This window comes from Lysinibacillus sp. BPa_S21 (assembly GCF_023337795.1).
Lineage (GTDB): Bacteria > Bacillota > Bacilli > Bacillales_A > Planococcaceae > Lysinibacillus.
Map to the genome: position 1 here is coordinate 512,945 of NZ_JALIRS010000002.1, position 16,601 is coordinate 529,545.

Here is a 16,601-nt window from a genome sequence, read left to right on the forward strand (position 1 = left end):
TTTTATGTTTCTTTAAAAGATTACAAACAAATATTCATTATGTAGAAATTTCTTGAGAAAAAGAGAATTTTAAAACTTAAATCAACGAATTTCTTTCGTGTAAAAAGTGATCAAAAAACACCTCCAAATGATATATCTTGCTTTTAATGGATAACCAATTAAATAAACCCAATATATATTTTGCATATTAAAAAGCGAATAATCATTACCTTCTCATTTTTATTATTCAAATATATATATTTTTATTTTAAATAGACCTTTTTTAAATGTATAACTAACTAAACCAATTAGTTATATTAAACATTTACTATGGTTCACAAATAAAAACAGTAATATTTAACCATATTGTATTACAGTAAACTAATAATTTATAATAGAGAGAAATTCCCAGTGTCGTCACTTAAGTAACTTTCGATGCTTTCTTATACGGCTATTATTCAATTCGAAGATGATTATTCAAAATTTTCTTAATTAAAGAGGTGTTAATTTAATTGAAGGAAGCTTAATATGTCTTTCCTTTTACGTTGCTATGAAAAATATTTCTCTACGTCTAAAAATGTTTATTTTTTCATTCATTATTGTTATTTTTTCAATCGCAACAAGTGGAGCCATTATGATTCATAATTTGGCAGGGGCATTAGAAAAAGAATTTGGTGCACATGCCCTCGCTATTGCGCGAACTGTCTCACAGCTTACCGATGTTCAAAATAATGTAGGCAAACCATCGGGATTTGAAATTATTCAACCTATTGCAGAGCGCATTCGTTTATCAACAGATGTCGATTATATAGTCATTATTGATATGAATCGAATTCGTTATTCTCATCCATCTGAAAGTAAGCTTGGCACAGTGTTTGAAGGTGGAGACGAAATTGAAGCTTTTTCACAGCACGAATACATATCGAAAGCACATGGCGTTCTTGGCTATTCCATACGAGCGTTTGCACCTATTATGAATGAAGAAGGGACAAAGCAAGTTGGCGTCATAACTGTTGGACTACTTGCACCAAAGTGGTACAACCTTCTAGGCGAATATCAATTCGATATATTAATATCTCTTTTTTCGGGTTTAGCCATTGGATTAGGTGGTTCCATTTTAGTTGCTAATCACTTAAAACGGCAGACATTTAACTTGGAACCATTTGAGATAGCACGATTGTTGGAAGAACGCTCAGGCATTATCCAGGCGATGGACATTGGAATATTAGCTACAGATGAAAGTGGAAATGTTTCATTCATTAATCGACTAGCAAGGCAGTATACTCATTTCTTCGGACAAAAGATTACACGAAAAACTTTGTTTAAAGGGACTTGGCTTGCAGAGGATACCCTGCAACAGCATGAAGTATATCGACCACTTTTGTTGTTTGAGCAAATGTACTTAGTACGCACCTTCCCGATTCGCATAATGGAGCAAAATGCTGGCTACCTTATTATGCTAACCGATCGGAAAGAAGCTAATATGTTAGCCGAAGAATTAACAGGCATTAAAATACTCGTAGATTCCTTACGTGCACAGCAACACGAATATATGAACCGTCTACATAGCATTGCAGGACTTATTCAGTTGGAGCGTAATGATGACGCCTTGAGTCTTATAATTGATGAGATAACTGTTGAGGAAGAAATTATTCAAAGCTTACATGACAAAATTCATGATTATTCAATTCAAGGATTATTGCTTGGTAAATTTTCTCGAGCAAAGGAGCTCGGAGTAGAGCTAACGATTGACGAGGACTCGAACTTAATCGATTTTAAGAGTGGTTTTTCAAGTGGCGATATAGTAACCATTATCGGTAATTTATTGGACAACGCTATGGAGGCATGTTTCGAATGTGTTCATAAAGATGTTCACTTAACTATAATCGGCAATAACCATCATTTATTTATTGAAGTACAGGATAGTGGTAAAGGGATTGATGGGATGCCACAGCGAATTTTCGATTATGGTTTTAGTACGAAACAAAAAGAAGGTCATGGGATCGGTCTTGCCCTTGTTAAACAGCTTGTAGAGTCAAATAACGGAGTTATTCAAGTAGAATCAACAGTTGATATTGGGACAATTATTACAATAGAAGTAGGGGTGACTGGAGAACAATGAGTAATCTTTCAGTTTTTATCGTAGAGGATGATCCAATGGTACTTGAAGTAAATAAAGGTTTTTTAAATAAATTGAATGGTTTTCAGCTAGTAGGTGAATCCGTTAACGGACGTGATGCTTATAAGAAAATTAAAAACAAAAAACCCAATCTGATTTTACTTGATATGTTTTTACCTGATATGACCGGAATGGAATTATTCTTAAAGCTTCGAGCAGACCGTATTCCTTCAGATATTATCATGATTACAGCGGCAAAAGATGCACCAACCGTACAGGAGGCACTTCGACTTGGAGCAATCGATTATCTTATAAAGCCATTTCGCTTTGAACGCTTCGAAAAGGCTTTACAGCAATATAAAAACTCAACAAAGAAGCTACCAAATTCAGAAGCTTTTAGGCAAGAGGACATCGATAAGTGGCTTGGCATTCAACACGAATCAACAGAACTTCCAAAAGGACTTAACACGATAACTATGCAACAAATTCTTACATATTTAACAGCCCATCAAGCATCTATTACATCAGAGCAACTTGCACAAAATGTTGGAATGGCAAGAGTAACTGTAAGGAAATATTTAGACTTTTTAGCTACTAAAGGAACTGTCAAAATCGAATTACAATATGGGACAGTTGGTCGTCCAACTAAATACTATTCTATTAAATAAAATGCAGCTGTACCCAAACAGATAAGTTAAACTTCCCTAAATTAAATATCAAGAATCTGCCTCCTTTAAAGATACTAATGGCTTGAAAGCTTATTCAAAACTTCTTTAAAGGAATAGGGCAGATTTTTTCTTTTATTTCATCATCTGCTAGTATCAATTGGAACGGAAATCATTCCGTTGTTATGCTGATATGCCCTCTATTTTATCCCCTATATTACTCCGCCATCTGTTTTGCAACAGTTTATTGAAATAATAAATTGTTATATACCACAAATACCAAAATGTCCATTAAAACCAAAATATTGTTTATTTATTCAGATGAATTACAATGATAAGCGTTCATATCTTATAAGGTCAGGAGTGAATTTGTATAGGAAGTAATCGTTTCAAGCTCAATTTTGTTAGCGCTCTCATTTTCCTAACAATTCTGTTAGCTTCATGCCAAGAACAGGTTTACCCTACCGACAATGAGCAGCTAAGTCACGAGGAACAAATCGTTATTCGTTTTTCACACGTAGTTGGTGAAAATACACCTAAAGGAATGGCAGCTGTAAAATTTGCAGAGCTAATTAAAGAACGGAGTCGTGGGTACGTCGAAATTCAGGTGTTTCCAAATGGTGTTCTTTATAAAGATGGTGAAGAAATGGATGCACTGTTACGTGGTGATACCCAAATGATTGCACCTGCTATTTCAAAAATTACAACGCTTGTACCAGAATGGTCAGTCATGGATTTACCGTATGCATTTAAAAACGCAGACGAAGTTCATACATATGTCGAAAGTGAGATTGGTCAATCTTTAATGACAAAGTTAAATGCACACAATTTGTATTCTATGGGCATATGGGATAGTGGATTTAAACAGCTTAGCAACAATATCCACCCTATTGAAAATGTCCGCGACTTGAATGGCTTACGCATGCGGATTATGCCAAGTGATATTTTAGCAAAACAATTCTCTAGCGTTGGAGCCATCCCAAAACGCATTGATTTCAATACAGTTTTCAATCAGCTACAAAAAGGCAAAATAGATGGTCAGGAAAACACGCTCACTAATATTACAAGCAAAAATTTATACTCTTTACAAGACTACTTAACGATAAGTAATCATGGCTATCTCGGTTATTTACCACTGATGAACCACGAATTTTGGAACTCTCTACCAAAGGATGTGCAAATTCTACTCATCGAAACACTTGAGGAAGTGCAGGAGTGGGAATGGCAGCTTGCAGAAGAATTAACGGCACAGTGGCTAAAAGAAATGGAAGCTTGCAATTGTATTAAAATCCACTACTTATCTGATGAAGATATTGAGAAATGGGCGTCTGCCTTTGATCCCGTCTATGACTATTACACAGACAGTTTCGGGGAAAAATATATACAGGCACTTCCTAAATATCAAACACATCATTAACTTGGGTTCAAAAGGTTGTCCTTTTAACTATAATTAAACTTTTTAGGGGGATATGTAATGAAAAAATGGCTTTTTATGTCACTTATGGCTGTTCTTGTTCTCGCACTTGCAGCTTGTAGTGGCGACAAAAAAGGGAACGCTTCTGCTCCAGTAGAAGGTGACGGTGGATATACAAAAGAAAAACCTCTTATCATTAAATTTTCACATGTAACATCTATTGATAGTGTTAAAGGAAAAGCTGCAGATGCTTTCGCTAAATTAGTAGATGAAAAGACAGAGGGTAAAGTTAAAGTTGAGGTGTATCCTTCATCACAATTATATGGGGATAATGACGAGCTAGATGCACTAGTATCTGGGAATGTTCATATGATCGCCCCTTCGGTAACAAAAATGGTGAAAATCGATCCACGTTGGCAATATGTTGATATGCCTTATCTTTTTGAAAGCGACGAACATGTACGTAAATTCTTTAAATCTGACGTTGCTAAATTAATTCTGGAATCTGATCAGTTAGCAGCTAATGATATTAAAGGCTTAGTGTTCTGGGAAAATGGCTTTAAACATTTCTCAAACAATAAGCATCCACTTGTAAATGTTGAAGATTTTAAAGGTTTAAAATTCCGTGCTCAAGCTGGTAAAGTGCTAGAAGCACAATTCAAAGCTTTAAATGCTGGTTCTGCAACAATCGCGTTCGGCGAAACATACGCTGCTCTACAACAAGGGACAGTTGATGGACAAGAAAATACATTCAATAACTTTGATACTCAAAAATATCAAGAAGTCCAAAAGTACTTCTCAGTATCTCAACATGGTCGCCTTGACTACGCAATCTTTGTTAACAAATCTTTCTGGGACAAAATCCCTGCAGATTTATTAAAAGCAGTTGAAGAGTCCTTAGATGAGGCAACAAAATTAGCTTGGGATTTAGCCGCTGAAGAAAATGCCAAATCATTTGAGAACATTAAAAACTCTGGTATTGAAGTAATTGAGTTAGATGACGCTCAAAAAGAAGCAATTAAAACAAAACTTGAACCAGTTTATGAAGAGTTCAGTGATTCTATTACAGAAGAATTAATCAATGGTATCCGAGATTTAAAATAAATTTTTTAAATAGTAAGAATTGAATAACTCAAACAAAAAGAATCTGCTCATTCCTATGGGTATGCCGCAAGCTCCCTCAGAATTCTCGCAGATTCTTTTTAATAAAAATACGTAAATTACTTACATTGAACATTGAACCTGTACAAATGGGTGCTTGGATGCACTTTAAAATTCATCTGCACTTATAGTAGAAAATCGTACCCTTTTGTACATGCATCAAATGAAGGAGGCAAAAGAATGAAAGCCTTGCATAAAGTATGGGGCTACTTAGAAGAGATTCTTGCGGGAACTTTTTTTGTAGCAGGTGTTTCTCTTATTTTTTACGGCGTCATCATGCGTTACATTTTTAATGAACCACAGGCATGGGTAGAAGAATTAGCACGTTATTCTATAATTTGGGGTACATTTTTTGGATTTGGCTTAGCCCTTCGTCACAATCAACATATTCAAGTAGATATTTTATATGATAAATTAAAACCTTCAATGAAACGTGTATTAGATTTAGTAGCCACAGGACTAAGTATTGTTTTTTGTTTAATTTATACGTATTACGGCTTTATCTTAGTGGAAAATCGTTATACATCAGGCATGATATCACTTGATATTGGAATACCCATGTGGATCGTTTACTTAGTTCTACCTATTTCAGGGGCTTTATTTTTACTAAGATTCGTAGAAAGATTAGTCAATATTCTACGAGGAAAGGACGAAGAATATGCTAATCCTCTTACTTAGTTTCTTTCTATTACTATTCTTACGAGTACCTGTTGCAATAAGTTTGGCACTATCGACAATCCTTGTGTTTTTCCAAATCGATTTCAATATGAATATGATTCCTCAACGTATTTTTACGGCTCTCGACTCTTTCCCGATGATGGCGATTCCAGGATTCGTCCTTGCAGGGGTACTAATGGCGCGTGGTGGGATTTCTAAATATTTGATTGAAGCGTTACGTTCATGGATCGGACATCTTCCAGGAGGACTTGCGGTTGTGACAATCATTGCCTGTGCCATTTTCGCAGCGATTTCTGGTTCTTCACCTGCAACTGCTGCAGCGATTGGTTCTATCATGATCCCTGCTATGATTTCTGCTGGCTATAAAAAACGTTATTCGATGGGACTTGTTGCTGCTGGTGGTACACTAGGGATATTAATTCCACCGAGTGTTCCGTTAATTATTTACGGTATTACCTCAGAGCAATCCATTGGTAAATTATTTATTGCTGGTATCATTCCAGGACTAGCATTAACAGGGATTTTAATTGTTGCAGCAATTGTTTACGCTAAACGCAATGGCTTTAAAGGAGATAAGCCAGCTAGTTGGAGTGAACGTGGTCGTAAATCGTTAAAAGCTATTTGGGGCGCTTTTTTACCATTCTTAATTTTAGGAACCATCTATTCAGGCGTTGTTACACCAACGGAATCAGCAGTTATTGCCGTATTCTACGGTTTAATCGTTTCACTTTTCATCTATCGTGAAATGAAGTTAAAAGACTTCCGTGAAGTTTTAGTAGAATCTATTAACATTACAGCGATGATATTCTTAATCATCGGTGCCGCTTCCCTGTTTGGACTATACTTAACGAATGCACAAGTACCACAACAAGTTGGTGCCTGGATTGCAGAAAGCGATTTAAACAAGTGGATCTTCATGATTATCGTTAATATTCTATTCTTTTTCATGGGTATGTTCTTAGAAGCTGTATCAATTATATTAATTACCTTACCTATCCTTTTACCAATACTTGCACATTTCGATATCAACCTACTTCACTTTGCGATTATTATGACGATTAACATGGAGCTTGGCATGATTACACCACCTGTTGGACTAAACCTCTTTGTTGTAAGTGGGATTGCCAAAGAGAAGCTAGGAGAAGTTGTGAAAGGTGTAATTCCGTTTATCGTATTAATGATTATCTTTTTAGCAATCGTTGTTTTAATACCTCAATTATCACTCTGGTTACCAGAACACATGAAGTAAAGGATTATTTATGGACTTTACAAAGGGCTATTCGATTAAAGACCGTCAATTTTGGATAATTGTCACTAGTCTAGGAGGAGCTTCGGTGTTTGTATTCGCAGCAATGTACTCGGTACAACCCCTACTCCCCTTCTTTACAGAGCACTTTCAAATCTCTGTTTCTTACGCAAGTCTGTCCATGTCCGTAACTACTGTATCAGTAATCATTGGATTAATCGTTTTAGGATTTCTATCTGACCGACACGGAAGATTATTATTTATTCGTTTATCTGTTATTCTAACGATTATTCCGTTTCTATTTATGCCTTTAACAGATTCTTTTTATTTCATCATTTTTTTACGTTTTATCCAAGGTTTTGCAATAGCCGGTGTTCCCGCAGCAGCACTCGCCTATATTAGTGAAGAGGTCAATCACCAATCAATGGGTCTTGCTACTGCCCTTTATATTTCTTGTAATGCATTAGGTGGGACAATTGGACGGCTCATGATGGGCTATATAACAGAACAATTTTCTTGGGAAACAGCGTTTTTCTCATTAGCGCTATTCGGTTTTATTATTTTCATAATAGTTTGGCTTACCTTACCAAAATCTCGAAACTTTTCGAAGAGTAATCGTACGATCCATAACGATTTATACGGATTTTGGCTTCATTTAAAAAATCCAAATTTAATTATTCTTTTTGGACTAGGTATTATTTTGCAGTTATCATTTACTGGCATGTGGTCATTTATTCCATACTATTTAACTGAACCTCCATTCTTACTTTCATTAAAAACGATATCGTTTATTTTTTTAGCGTATGGGTTAGGAATTATTGGTTCACCGATTGCTAATTCACTCGCGGGTAAAGTGGGGATAAATGTAATCCAAACATTTGGGGTGTTGTTATTAGTTAGTGGCATATTATTAACATTAAGTACGTCCCTTTTCATTATTATTGTCGGGCTTTGTATTGCATGCTTAGGCTTTTTTACCGCGCATGCTTTAACTTCTGCAACAGTTAGTCAAACAGCCAGCCATCAAAAGGGAAGTGCTTCCAGTTTGTATCTTGTATCCTATTATGTTGGGGTTGCTTCTGGAAGTACATTACTCAGTCCGATATGGCCACTCTTCAAATGGCAGGGAATTGTCTTTATTACAGTTTTTCTTCCTATCGTGTATATAATTTTTTTACATTACACATTACGTAAGAAAGGTAGAAATTAGAGATGCTCTGTAATCATTCGAGCATCTCTTTCCTTTTCATTAAAAATAAATAATAAATACAATGATGATTAGTGGAACTAGTGCAATAAATAAACCAATTGATGTATAATGTCTTTTTTCCTCACGCCCATAATAATAGTCAATGGCAATTTTGCTGATCATGGAGACAGCTAAAAATCCGACTATTGCAGCTGTATATATAAACCACCCATATATATTAGCTAAAATTAAAGCCAATCCTTGTATAAACTTAGCAATATACGTTGTACTTTGATGGCCTGTATTTATATACTTCGGATCCTCTGGAATGCTATACTTTTTCCGAATTGCTTTTTCTAAAAGCCAACCTAGAAAGAGAACAATTAATAAAAATGTAAGCATCTCACCGAAACTAATATTTTTTTTATCTTTTTGCATAAGAGCAATAAATGACGACGCAGTATCGCCATCTTCCACTTTGTAAAAGAGATTTGTATGTCGATCGCTAAAAGCTAGCTGCTCATCGTTTAAGAACACTTTTAGCCGCACAACTTGCCCGTTGTCAAACTCCACCCATACATCACGAAATGCATAATAATCATTATCCTTCTTCGATATTACTGCCTTTTGAAGTGCATTTGCAATGAGCGTTGTTTCCGACTCTTTTTTATAAGTTTGTTGCCCTAAGATCCACCCAGTTCTTCCAGCCTTAAAGGAATCTTCATCCCAATTATACGCACTCGTAAACTGTTTAACCTCATGTTGAGCTAGCTCAACAATCGTCGCATGCCTAGATGTATCTACTTGCTTCCACGGGCCAATTACCATCAAGAAGAGGATTGTCACGACTGCTCCAATGAAAATCGTTGGATATTGCCAACTACGAGGTTGTTTATCTTCCTGAGATACATTTAGCAAAATACGGTCCTGCAATTGTTGTGAGAAACGCGGGGCTTCTCCAAGCTCTTTATCCAGTTTATCCTTAAAAGATGTCATCTTCTAGCACCTCCCAATGGCTTTTGTCCAGTTTTTCCTGCAAAATTTGTCTAGCTCTACGCAATCTTGTTTTCACTGTATTTTCTGTACATGCCAGAACCTCTGCTATTTCTCGCACCTTTAATTCTTGGTAATAATAAAGAATGATGACTTCTCGATAGATGATTGGAAGCTCAAGCAAAGCTGCTGTTACAATTCTTCGCTCATCCTTTTCAAGTAAATTTGTTTCAGCCGATCGTTTACTGACTCCAATGTGCAGCTTTTTAAATAAAATATGACGCTTATTTTTCCAGCTTCGTAGATAGTCATGACTTTTATGTACTGTTATTTTGACTAAATATGTTTTTAGTGAGGATCGTTGTTCAAAGTGCTCCTGTTGCCGATAATAAGCAAAAAATACATCTTGAACAATTTCTTCTGCAATAGCCCAATCTTTAACATATAGATAAGCTACTCGAAGACAATATTCACCATGCTCTTCCATAACCCTTGCTAAATGCTCACTCAAACAAACACCTCCTGTTCCCATTCACACTATAGTCGTATCGAAATCTCAGTTGGTTTCAGTAGAAAAGAAAAAAGTGCCCAAATATTGGACACTTTTTACATTATTATTTAACAACGATATTAACAAGCTTGCCTGGAATGACAATAATTTTTACTAAGTTTTTGCCTGCCATATACTCTTGTACTTTGCTATCTGCAAGTGCTACTTTTTCGATTTCTTCTTTTGAAGCATCTTTCGCTACGATGATTTTTGCACGTACTTTGCCAAGCACTTGTACGGCAATTTCAACCTCATCATCAACAAGTTTAGCCTCATCATACGATGGCCATTCCTTATATGAAAGTGTTTCATCATGGCCTAATATCTGCCATAGTTCTTCAGCAAGGTGTGGAACCATTGGAGCTAGCATTTTCACAAAGCCTTCAGCGTATTCTGTTGGAATAACATCCGCTTTGTAGCAATCATTGATGAATACCATCATTTGTGAAATAGCAGTATTGAAGCGAATACCCTCGTAATCCTCTGTTACTTTTTTCACAGTTTGATGATATGACTTTTCAAGTGTTTTATCATCAGAAGCTTGAATTTTTGCAGCGATTGTACCATCTTCTTCATTGACAAATAGACGCCAAATACGATCTAAGAAGCGACGTGCCCCGTCTAAACCATTTGTTGACCATGCAACAGAGGCTTCAAGTGGACCCATAAACATTTCATATAAACGTAGTGTATCAGCACCGTGTGAAGCAATAATTTCATCAGGGTTAACGACATTGCCTTTTGATTTAGACATTTTTTCATTACCTTCACCAAGAATCATCCCTTGGTTAAATAATTTGTGGAATGGCTCTTTCGTGTGTACAACGCCTAAATCGTATAGAACTTTGTGCCAGAAGCGAGCGTAAAGCAAGTGTAATACTGCATGCTCTGCCCCACCGATATAAATATCAACTGGTAACCAGCGTTTTAGTAACTCTGGGTCTGCAATGGCTTCTTTATTTGTTGGGTCAATATAGCGTAAGAAGTACCAGCTAGAACCTGCCCACTGTGGCATTGTATTCGTTTCTCGACGACCTTTTTTGCCTGTTTCAGGATCAACAACATTAACCCATTCCGCAATATTTGCTAATGGCGATTCACCAGTACCTGAAGGACGAATATTATCCGTTTTAGGTAGCACTAATGGTAATTCTGATTCCGGTACTGGCGTCGTTGTACCATCTTCCCAATGAATCATAGGAATTGGCTCACCCCAGTAACGTTGACGAGAGAATAACCAGTCACGAAGACGGTAAGAGATTTTCTTCTCTCCTACACCTTTTTCCTCAAGCCATTCAATTGCTTTAGCAATACCGTCCTCTTTGTTTAACCCATTAAGGAAGTCAGAGTTAATGTGCTTACCATCCCCTGTGAATGCTTCCTTGCTAATGTCTCCACCTTCAAGGACAGAAATAATCTCTAGGCCGAATTCTTTTGCAAATTCATAGTCGCGCTCATCATGTGCGGGAACCGCCATGATTGCACCTGTACCATATGATACTAATACGTAGTCTGCAATCCAAATTGGCATTTTCTTACCGTTAATCGGATTAACTGCATAAGCACCTGTAAATACGCCTGTTTTTTCTTTTGCTAAATCTGTACGCTCTAAATCAGATTTCAATTTTACTTTATCTAAATAAGCTTCTACAGCTTGACGTTGTTCAGCAGTTGTAATTTGCTCCACTAATTTATGCTCAGGTGCAATAACACAATATGTAGCACCAAATAATGTATCAGGACGAGTTGTAAACACCGTGAAGTTTTCATCTGTACCATCTATACTAAATGTTACTTCTGCACCTTCCGAACGACCAATCCAGTTGCGTTGCATATCCTTAATAGACTCTGGCCAATCCACTTCCTCTAAGTCGTCGATTAAACGATCAGCAAAGGCCGTAATTTTAAGCATCCATTGCTTCATCGGACGACGTTCTACAGGATGACCACCACGCTCTGACTTTCCATCAATAACTTCTTCGTTTGCAAGTACTGTTCCAAGTGCTGGACACCAGTTTACAGCTACTTCATCTACATAAGCTAAGCCTTTTTTATAAAGTTGGATAAAGATCCATTGTGTCCATTTATAATATTCTGGATCTGTTGTGTTAATTTCACGATCCCAATCATAGCTAAAGCCTAGCTCTTGGATTTGACGTTTGAATGTCGCGATATTTTTCGCTGTAAATTCTGCTGGGTCATTTCCTGTATCAAGTGCATATTGTTCAGCCGGTAAACCGAATGCATCCCAGCCCATAGGATGAAGAACGTTATAGCCTTGCATACGTTTAAAGCGTGAAAGAATGTCTGTCGCTGTGTAGCCCTCTGGATGTCCTACATGAAGACCTGCACCAGATGGGTATGGGAACATATCTAACGCATAAAATTTTGGTTTTTCTGTTTCATTTTCAGTTTTGAAAGTTTTATGATCAGCCCAATATTGCTGCCACTTTTTTTCGATTTGTTGATGATTAAAACTCATGATTATTCCTCCTTTAAATGTGTCATGCTTTTCACTTCAGTAGTAATTGACAAAATATTTAAAAAATAAAAAAACTCGCCCCTTCCTTTATCAGAAAGGGACGAGAGAATTCGTATCTCCCGCGGTACCACCCAAATTAGTGATCACACTCGGCTCTAGCTTCCTTAACGCGGAAGTAACGGCACGCGCTGTTTCACGCGGGCAGACTCAGAAGGCGAGTTCAATTTGCTTTCTTACTAGCTCCCACCAACCGCTAGCTCTCTAAAAAGAATCACAAATTTACTATTCCTCATCACTGTCTTTACATGTATTGCATTTATTCTAATGGAAAGTACTAAAAAGCACAAGACTTTGTTTACATACTACCCATTATTGAACAAATTAATCATGCCCCTACATAATTACGTTCGTAGGCTTTCATTTCCTTCAGCAAGTGTTTTCTGTACCGAAAGCGTAGCGACAGGTACTGGTATTCATCTGCATTCATCTACCAACTATAGAGGTGGAAGACTTTTGCTGAAAGAAATTAAATCCGCTTTTTCCTCTGGTAAGGAGGATAACTTCTGACATTCACGAAAAGCAAAATGCGAACAACCAATACATTTATTTGTATCTAAATAGCTTAAAGCTTCATTAATCGCATCTCCTGTATGATGATAGAAATTCTCTTCACCAATGGCAGTATATAAGCCATTGTTTTGTAGCGCTGATTTCAATTCATCTTGAACACCCGTAACTAAAATAGTACCTCCCTGTGTTTTAAAATTTTGAATGATATTGCTAAAATATGCCTCTCCTGTTGAATCCATAAAGGGCACTTTACTCATACGTAATATTAAAACTTTTTGTTGTTGCTGAATAGAGCTTACAATTACATGCTCAAAATTTTGGGCTGCACCAAAGAAAAGCGGACCTTCAATTGTATAAATACTAATTTGAGGACAGTCACGCTTCTGATGAACAACATGCGATTGCACTTTTCCACTCTTTAACGAATGGTCTGGTAATACTTTTGTTACGATAAGCTTTTCACTCATACGCTTCGCAAATAATACGACTGCTAACACGAGCCCAACCTCTACAGCTAATGTTAAACTTGTAAAAACGGTTAGGAGAAACGTAATGGTTAAAACGAGAGAATCGCCTGATTTTAATTTTATAATATGCCCAAAATGCTTTTGCTCACTCATATTCCAAGCCACAACCATTAAAACTGGAGCCATACTTGCTAATGGGATATGTGAAGCAAAAGGTGCTAATAATAATAAAGTGACTAATACAAATACACCATGAATAACACCGGATAATGGCGATACTGCACCTGTTTTAATATTTGTCGCTGTACGGGCAATAGCACCCGTTGCAGGAATCCCTCCAAAGAAAGGTGTGACAATATTAGCAATGCCTTGCCCAACAAGTTCTCGATTACTATTATGTTTTGTATTTGTCATTCCATCCGCTACTACTGCTGATAGAAGTGATTCAATACTACCGAGCATCGCGATGACAAATGCCGGTCCAATAAGGAGCTGAATTCGCTCTAATGTGATCTCAGGAATAGCGAAATTAGGTAATGTATTTGGAATTTGACCATAGGCAGTTGCTATTGTGGCAACTTGTCCAGAAAAAAAGAACGTTGCAACTAGTGTAGAAACAACAATACCAGCTAACGCACCAGGCACTTTAGGTAAAACTTTCGGTGTTATTAAAATAATGATAAGACTAATGACTGCCGTTAAAACACTATAAGCGTTGATCGTACCAATATGCATAACAATTTCTTTTACATTGTCAATAAAATACTCATGTCTTTTCATAGCTGTCAAACCTAAGAAATTAGCGATTTGACCGGTAAAAATAATAACAGCAATCCCTGCTGTAAAACCTATTGTCACGGGACGAGGTATAAACTTAATTAATGAGCCAAGTTTAAACATACCCATTAAGCATAAAATAATCCCTGCCATTAATCCTGCGACAAGTAAGTTTTCGTAGCCATACGAAATGACTATCCCCAATAAAATTGGTACAAACGCACCTGTAGGTCCCCCGATTTGATATTTCGAGCCACCCAAAAGGGAAATTAGTATTCCAGCAATAATAGCTGTATATATTCCATACTCAGGCTTAACACCCGACGCAATAGCAAAGGACATTGCCAGTGGTATTGCTACAATCCCGACAATTGTCCCTGAAATTAAATCTTTCTTCAAATGATGAATAGAATATCCTTCAAATCGCCCTGTAAACAGTGACTTCATCTATAAATCTTCCCTTCAAAATAATAAGCAAGGTTCATCAAACCCCCAGTTTACATATCCTCTTCTTGATCTTCATTACTAGTCATTTCTTCTAATCTTGTAATTGTATTTATTAAGTGATTGTTGAAAATATCTTTTGCTACACCAAGTAATTCTCCAATCATCGGATCGCTTAAAGAATAGTAAACTTTTTTCCCCTCTTTCGTCCCATACACAATATTTTTGCCTCGTAATACACTTAATTGCTGAGAAACAGCTGAGCCCTCTTTTTCTAAGCAGCTTTGAATTTCATTGACATTTTTCTTACCGTCTACTAGTAATTCCAATATTCTTATTCGTAATGGATGTGCTAAAGCTTTAAAAAAATCTGCCTTAAATTGCTGCAAGCCCTCTTCCACATAAATCCCTCCACAGACCTTCGAATTCATATATTCAAATATTTGAATATGTACGATTGATTGTACGCTACTATAGGCTAACTTTCAATATCAAACATAAAAAAAACGAGCAAAAACGTGCTTCTCACACATTTATTGCTCGTTTCGGAAATATTTCTGTTAATTCAATCTATTAATCTGTCACTGTTTTATTTTTTCGTAAAGGATAATCATAGATAAGGCATGGAATAATCGCAAACAATACGATAATGACGAGGATTAATACAAGTGCAATCATGCCAAACTGATCGACCATAATACCACCAAACAGAGGGCCAATCATACGACCTGTTGTTGCTGCACTATTAATAATCCCTTGATAAAAGCCTTGACGCCCTTTAGGTGCAAGCTGGTTAGCGATGGTAGGTAACGCAGGTGTGTAAAACATTTCACCAAAAGTTAGCACAACCATTGCTGCTCCAAACATTTTAAAATCACTCGCAAATGCAATGATTCCAAAGGATATTGCGATAAGTGTTACACCAAATACTAATTGACGCTTCAATTTATTTTCCCAACGTTTCACTAGTGGTGCAATTAGGGGTTGCCCTAAAACAATAAGTAGCCCATTAATAGTCCAAAGTAAGCTGTACTGTTTTAATCCTAAACCTAGGTCTTGCGTATAGGAAGAAATAGTCGCACTCCATTGTGAATATGCTACCCAGCATAGTATAGAGGAAGAACTGATAATTAATAATGCATAAAAAGGTGCTTTATTAATTATGCGCTTACTTTCACTTATGACATTTTTCGGTGCAATGCTCCCCGCTTCTAATCGTTTAAAAGTAAAAAACGCTATAAAAAAGAACACAATATACATGGCTAAGTTGACCTTAAAGACGTAGTCAAATTGGTATGCAGCCACAACACCGGCGAGTGCAGGACCAATTGCTACTCCTAGATTTTGCGCTAAATAAATTGCGTTAAATGCCTTTCGTCCACCCTCAGGCCATGCAGTTCCAGCTAATGCAAACATTCCTGGGAATACAATCCCCCCGCTAAAGCCGAGTATCGTTAAAATCCACACATAATGTGGCCAGCCGTGCCAAATCGTTAAAGCCATTAATGAGGCAATGGTCAGAAGAATGCCAAACATTGTTGATTTATAGCCACCTATTCTATCAAATAAGTAACCACCTAAGAGATTCCCTAATACGCCAGCAGCAGAATTCAACATCAACACAAAGCCAGCCATCGCAAGTGACTTCCCTAAATAATCGTGCATATAAATGGCATTTAAAGGCCATAAAAATGAATTGCCCGTCGTGTTCACAAGCATTCCGATAATTAAAAACCAAACACTTTTTGGCATTGAATGACCTCCATTATTTCGCTACTCTAAATAGTTAGTTTATGTTGAAAAATACAAAAGCACAAGAAAAATAATTTTACTCTTTTTACATATATTTTTCGTCCTCCTCATGATT

General features: G+C 36.7%; 13 protein-coding genes and 1 other annotated feature. Of the genes, 7 read left to right on the forward strand and 6 right to left on the reverse strand.

All coding sequences use genetic code 11. From position 1 onward, the window contains the following. Positions 1-613 precede the first annotated feature (613 nt). From MOK21_RS05660 to MOK21_RS05690, 7 genes are all read left to right on the forward strand, one after another. Positions 614-2,101 carry an ATP-binding protein gene (locus tag MOK21_RS05660; RefSeq protein WP_249072981.1) on the forward strand — a complete coding sequence of 496 codons (1,488 nt, stop codon included), beginning with the start codon at positions 614-616 and terminating at the stop codon, positions 2,099-2,101. Next, on the forward strand, positions 2,098-2,766 hold the full coding sequence (locus MOK21_RS05665) for a response regulator (protein WP_249072982.1): 669 nt from the start codon (positions 2,098-2,100) through the stop codon (positions 2,764-2,766). The genes MOK21_RS05660 and MOK21_RS05665 overlap by 4 nt, the downstream gene beginning before the upstream one ends. 427 nt (positions 2,767-3,193) lie before the next feature. Further along, positions 3,194-4,180, forward strand: a complete 987-nt coding sequence (locus MOK21_RS05670) for a DctP family TRAP transporter solute-binding subunit (protein ID WP_283164630.1) — start codon at positions 3,194-3,196, stop codon at positions 4,178-4,180. Between the two features lie 57 nt (positions 4,181-4,237). Then, entirely contained in the window at positions 4,238-5,281 is a 1,044-nt protein-coding gene (locus tag MOK21_RS05675) for a DctP family TRAP transporter solute-binding subunit (RefSeq protein ID WP_249072984.1), read from the forward strand. Positions 5,282-5,518: 237 nt separating this feature from the next. After that, positions 5,519-6,016, forward strand: coding sequence for a TRAP transporter small permease (locus tag MOK21_RS05680; protein WP_249072985.1), 498 nt, complete (start codon positions 5,519-5,521; stop codon positions 6,014-6,016). Continuing rightward, positions 5,997-7,265 carry a TRAP transporter large permease gene (locus tag MOK21_RS05685; protein ID WP_249072986.1) on the forward strand — a complete coding sequence of 423 codons (1,269 nt, stop codon included), beginning with the start codon at positions 5,997-5,999 and terminating at the stop codon, positions 7,263-7,265. Before MOK21_RS05680 ends, MOK21_RS05685 begins: the two co-directional genes overlap by 20 nt. A gap of 10 nt (positions 7,266-7,275) precedes the next feature. After that, complete coding sequence (locus MOK21_RS05690; protein ID WP_249072987.1) at positions 7,276-8,472, forward strand: MFS transporter; 1,197 nt, start codon at positions 7,276-7,278, stop codon at positions 8,470-8,472. Positions 8,473-8,511: 39 nt separating this feature from the next. Here MOK21_RS05690 and MOK21_RS05695 read toward each other — a convergent pair whose 3' ends face one another. The 6 genes from MOK21_RS05695 to MOK21_RS05720 form a co-directional block, all read right to left on the reverse strand. Next, positions 8,512-9,447: a hypothetical protein gene (locus tag MOK21_RS05695; protein WP_249072988.1), complete on the reverse strand. Its 936-nt coding sequence runs from the start codon at positions 9,445-9,447 to the stop codon at positions 8,512-8,514. Then, positions 9,434-9,955, reverse strand: a complete 522-nt coding sequence (locus tag MOK21_RS05700; protein WP_249072989.1) for a sigma-70 family RNA polymerase sigma factor — start codon at positions 9,953-9,955, stop codon at positions 9,434-9,436. Before MOK21_RS05700 ends, MOK21_RS05695 begins: the two co-directional genes overlap by 14 nt. A gap of 103 nt (positions 9,956-10,058) precedes the next feature. Further along, on the reverse strand, positions 10,059-12,476 hold the full coding sequence (gene leuS, locus MOK21_RS05705; protein ID WP_249072990.1) for a leucine--tRNA ligase: 2,418 nt from the start codon (positions 12,474-12,476) through the stop codon (positions 10,059-10,061). Between the two features lie 93 nt (positions 12,477-12,569). Further along, positions 12,570-12,781, reverse strand: a binding site (T-box leader). A 189-nt stretch (positions 12,782-12,970) separates the two neighbouring features. Continuing rightward, entirely contained in the window at positions 12,971-14,737 is a 1,767-nt protein-coding gene (locus MOK21_RS05710) for a SulP family inorganic anion transporter (protein ID WP_249072991.1), read from the reverse strand. 50 nt (positions 14,738-14,787) lie between these two features. After that, positions 14,788-15,165 carry an ArsR/SmtB family transcription factor gene (locus MOK21_RS05715; protein ID WP_283164619.1) on the reverse strand — a complete coding sequence of 126 codons (378 nt, stop codon included), beginning with the start codon at positions 15,163-15,165 and terminating at the stop codon, positions 14,788-14,790. Positions 15,166-15,307: 142 nt separating this feature from the next. After that, positions 15,308-16,486 carry an MDR family MFS transporter gene (locus tag MOK21_RS05720; RefSeq protein ID WP_249072993.1) on the reverse strand — a complete coding sequence of 393 codons (1,179 nt, stop codon included), beginning with the start codon at positions 16,484-16,486 and terminating at the stop codon, positions 15,308-15,310. Positions 16,487-16,601 lie beyond the last annotated feature (115 nt).

What these genes read in the sequence shown, in the direction of transcription:
- MOK21_RS05660 (WP_249072981.1), top strand. Translation starts at nt 614, where the DNA reads ATGATTCATAATTTGGCAGGGGCATTAGAAAAAGAATTTGGTGCACAT.
- MOK21_RS05665 (WP_249072982.1), top strand. Translation starts at nt 2,098, where the DNA reads ATGAGTAATCTTTCAGTTTTTATCGTAGAGGATGATCCAATGGTACTT.
- MOK21_RS05675 (WP_249072984.1), top strand. Translation starts at nt 4,238, where the DNA reads ATGAAAAAATGGCTTTTTATGTCACTTATGGCTGTTCTTGTTCTCGCA.
- MOK21_RS05680 (WP_249072985.1), top strand. Translation starts at nt 5,519, where the DNA reads ATGAAAGCCTTGCATAAAGTATGGGGCTACTTAGAAGAGATTCTTGCG.
- MOK21_RS05685 (WP_249072986.1), top strand. Translation starts at nt 5,997, where the DNA reads ATGCTAATCCTCTTACTTAGTTTCTTTCTATTACTATTCTTACGAGTA.
- MOK21_RS05690 (WP_249072987.1), top strand. Translation starts at nt 7,276, where the DNA reads ATGGACTTTACAAAGGGCTATTCGATTAAAGACCGTCAATTTTGGATA.
- MOK21_RS05695 (WP_249072988.1), bottom strand. Translation starts at nt 9,447, where the DNA reads ATGACATCTTTTAAGGATAAACTGGATAAAGAGCTTGGAGAAGCCCCG.
- leuS (WP_249072990.1), bottom strand. Translation starts at nt 12,476, where the DNA reads ATGAGTTTTAATCATCAACAAATCGAAAAAAAGTGGCAGCAATATTGG.
- MOK21_RS05710 (WP_249072991.1), bottom strand. Translation starts at nt 14,737, where the DNA reads ATGAAGTCACTGTTTACAGGGCGATTTGAAGGATATTCTATTCATCAT.
- MOK21_RS05715 (WP_283164619.1), bottom strand. Translation starts at nt 15,165, where the DNA reads ATGAATTCGAAGGTCTGTGGAGGGATTTATGTGGAAGAGGGCTTGCAG.
- MOK21_RS05720 (WP_249072993.1), bottom strand. Translation starts at nt 16,486, where the DNA reads ATGCCAAAAAGTGTTTGGTTTTTAATTATCGGAATGCTTGTGAACACG.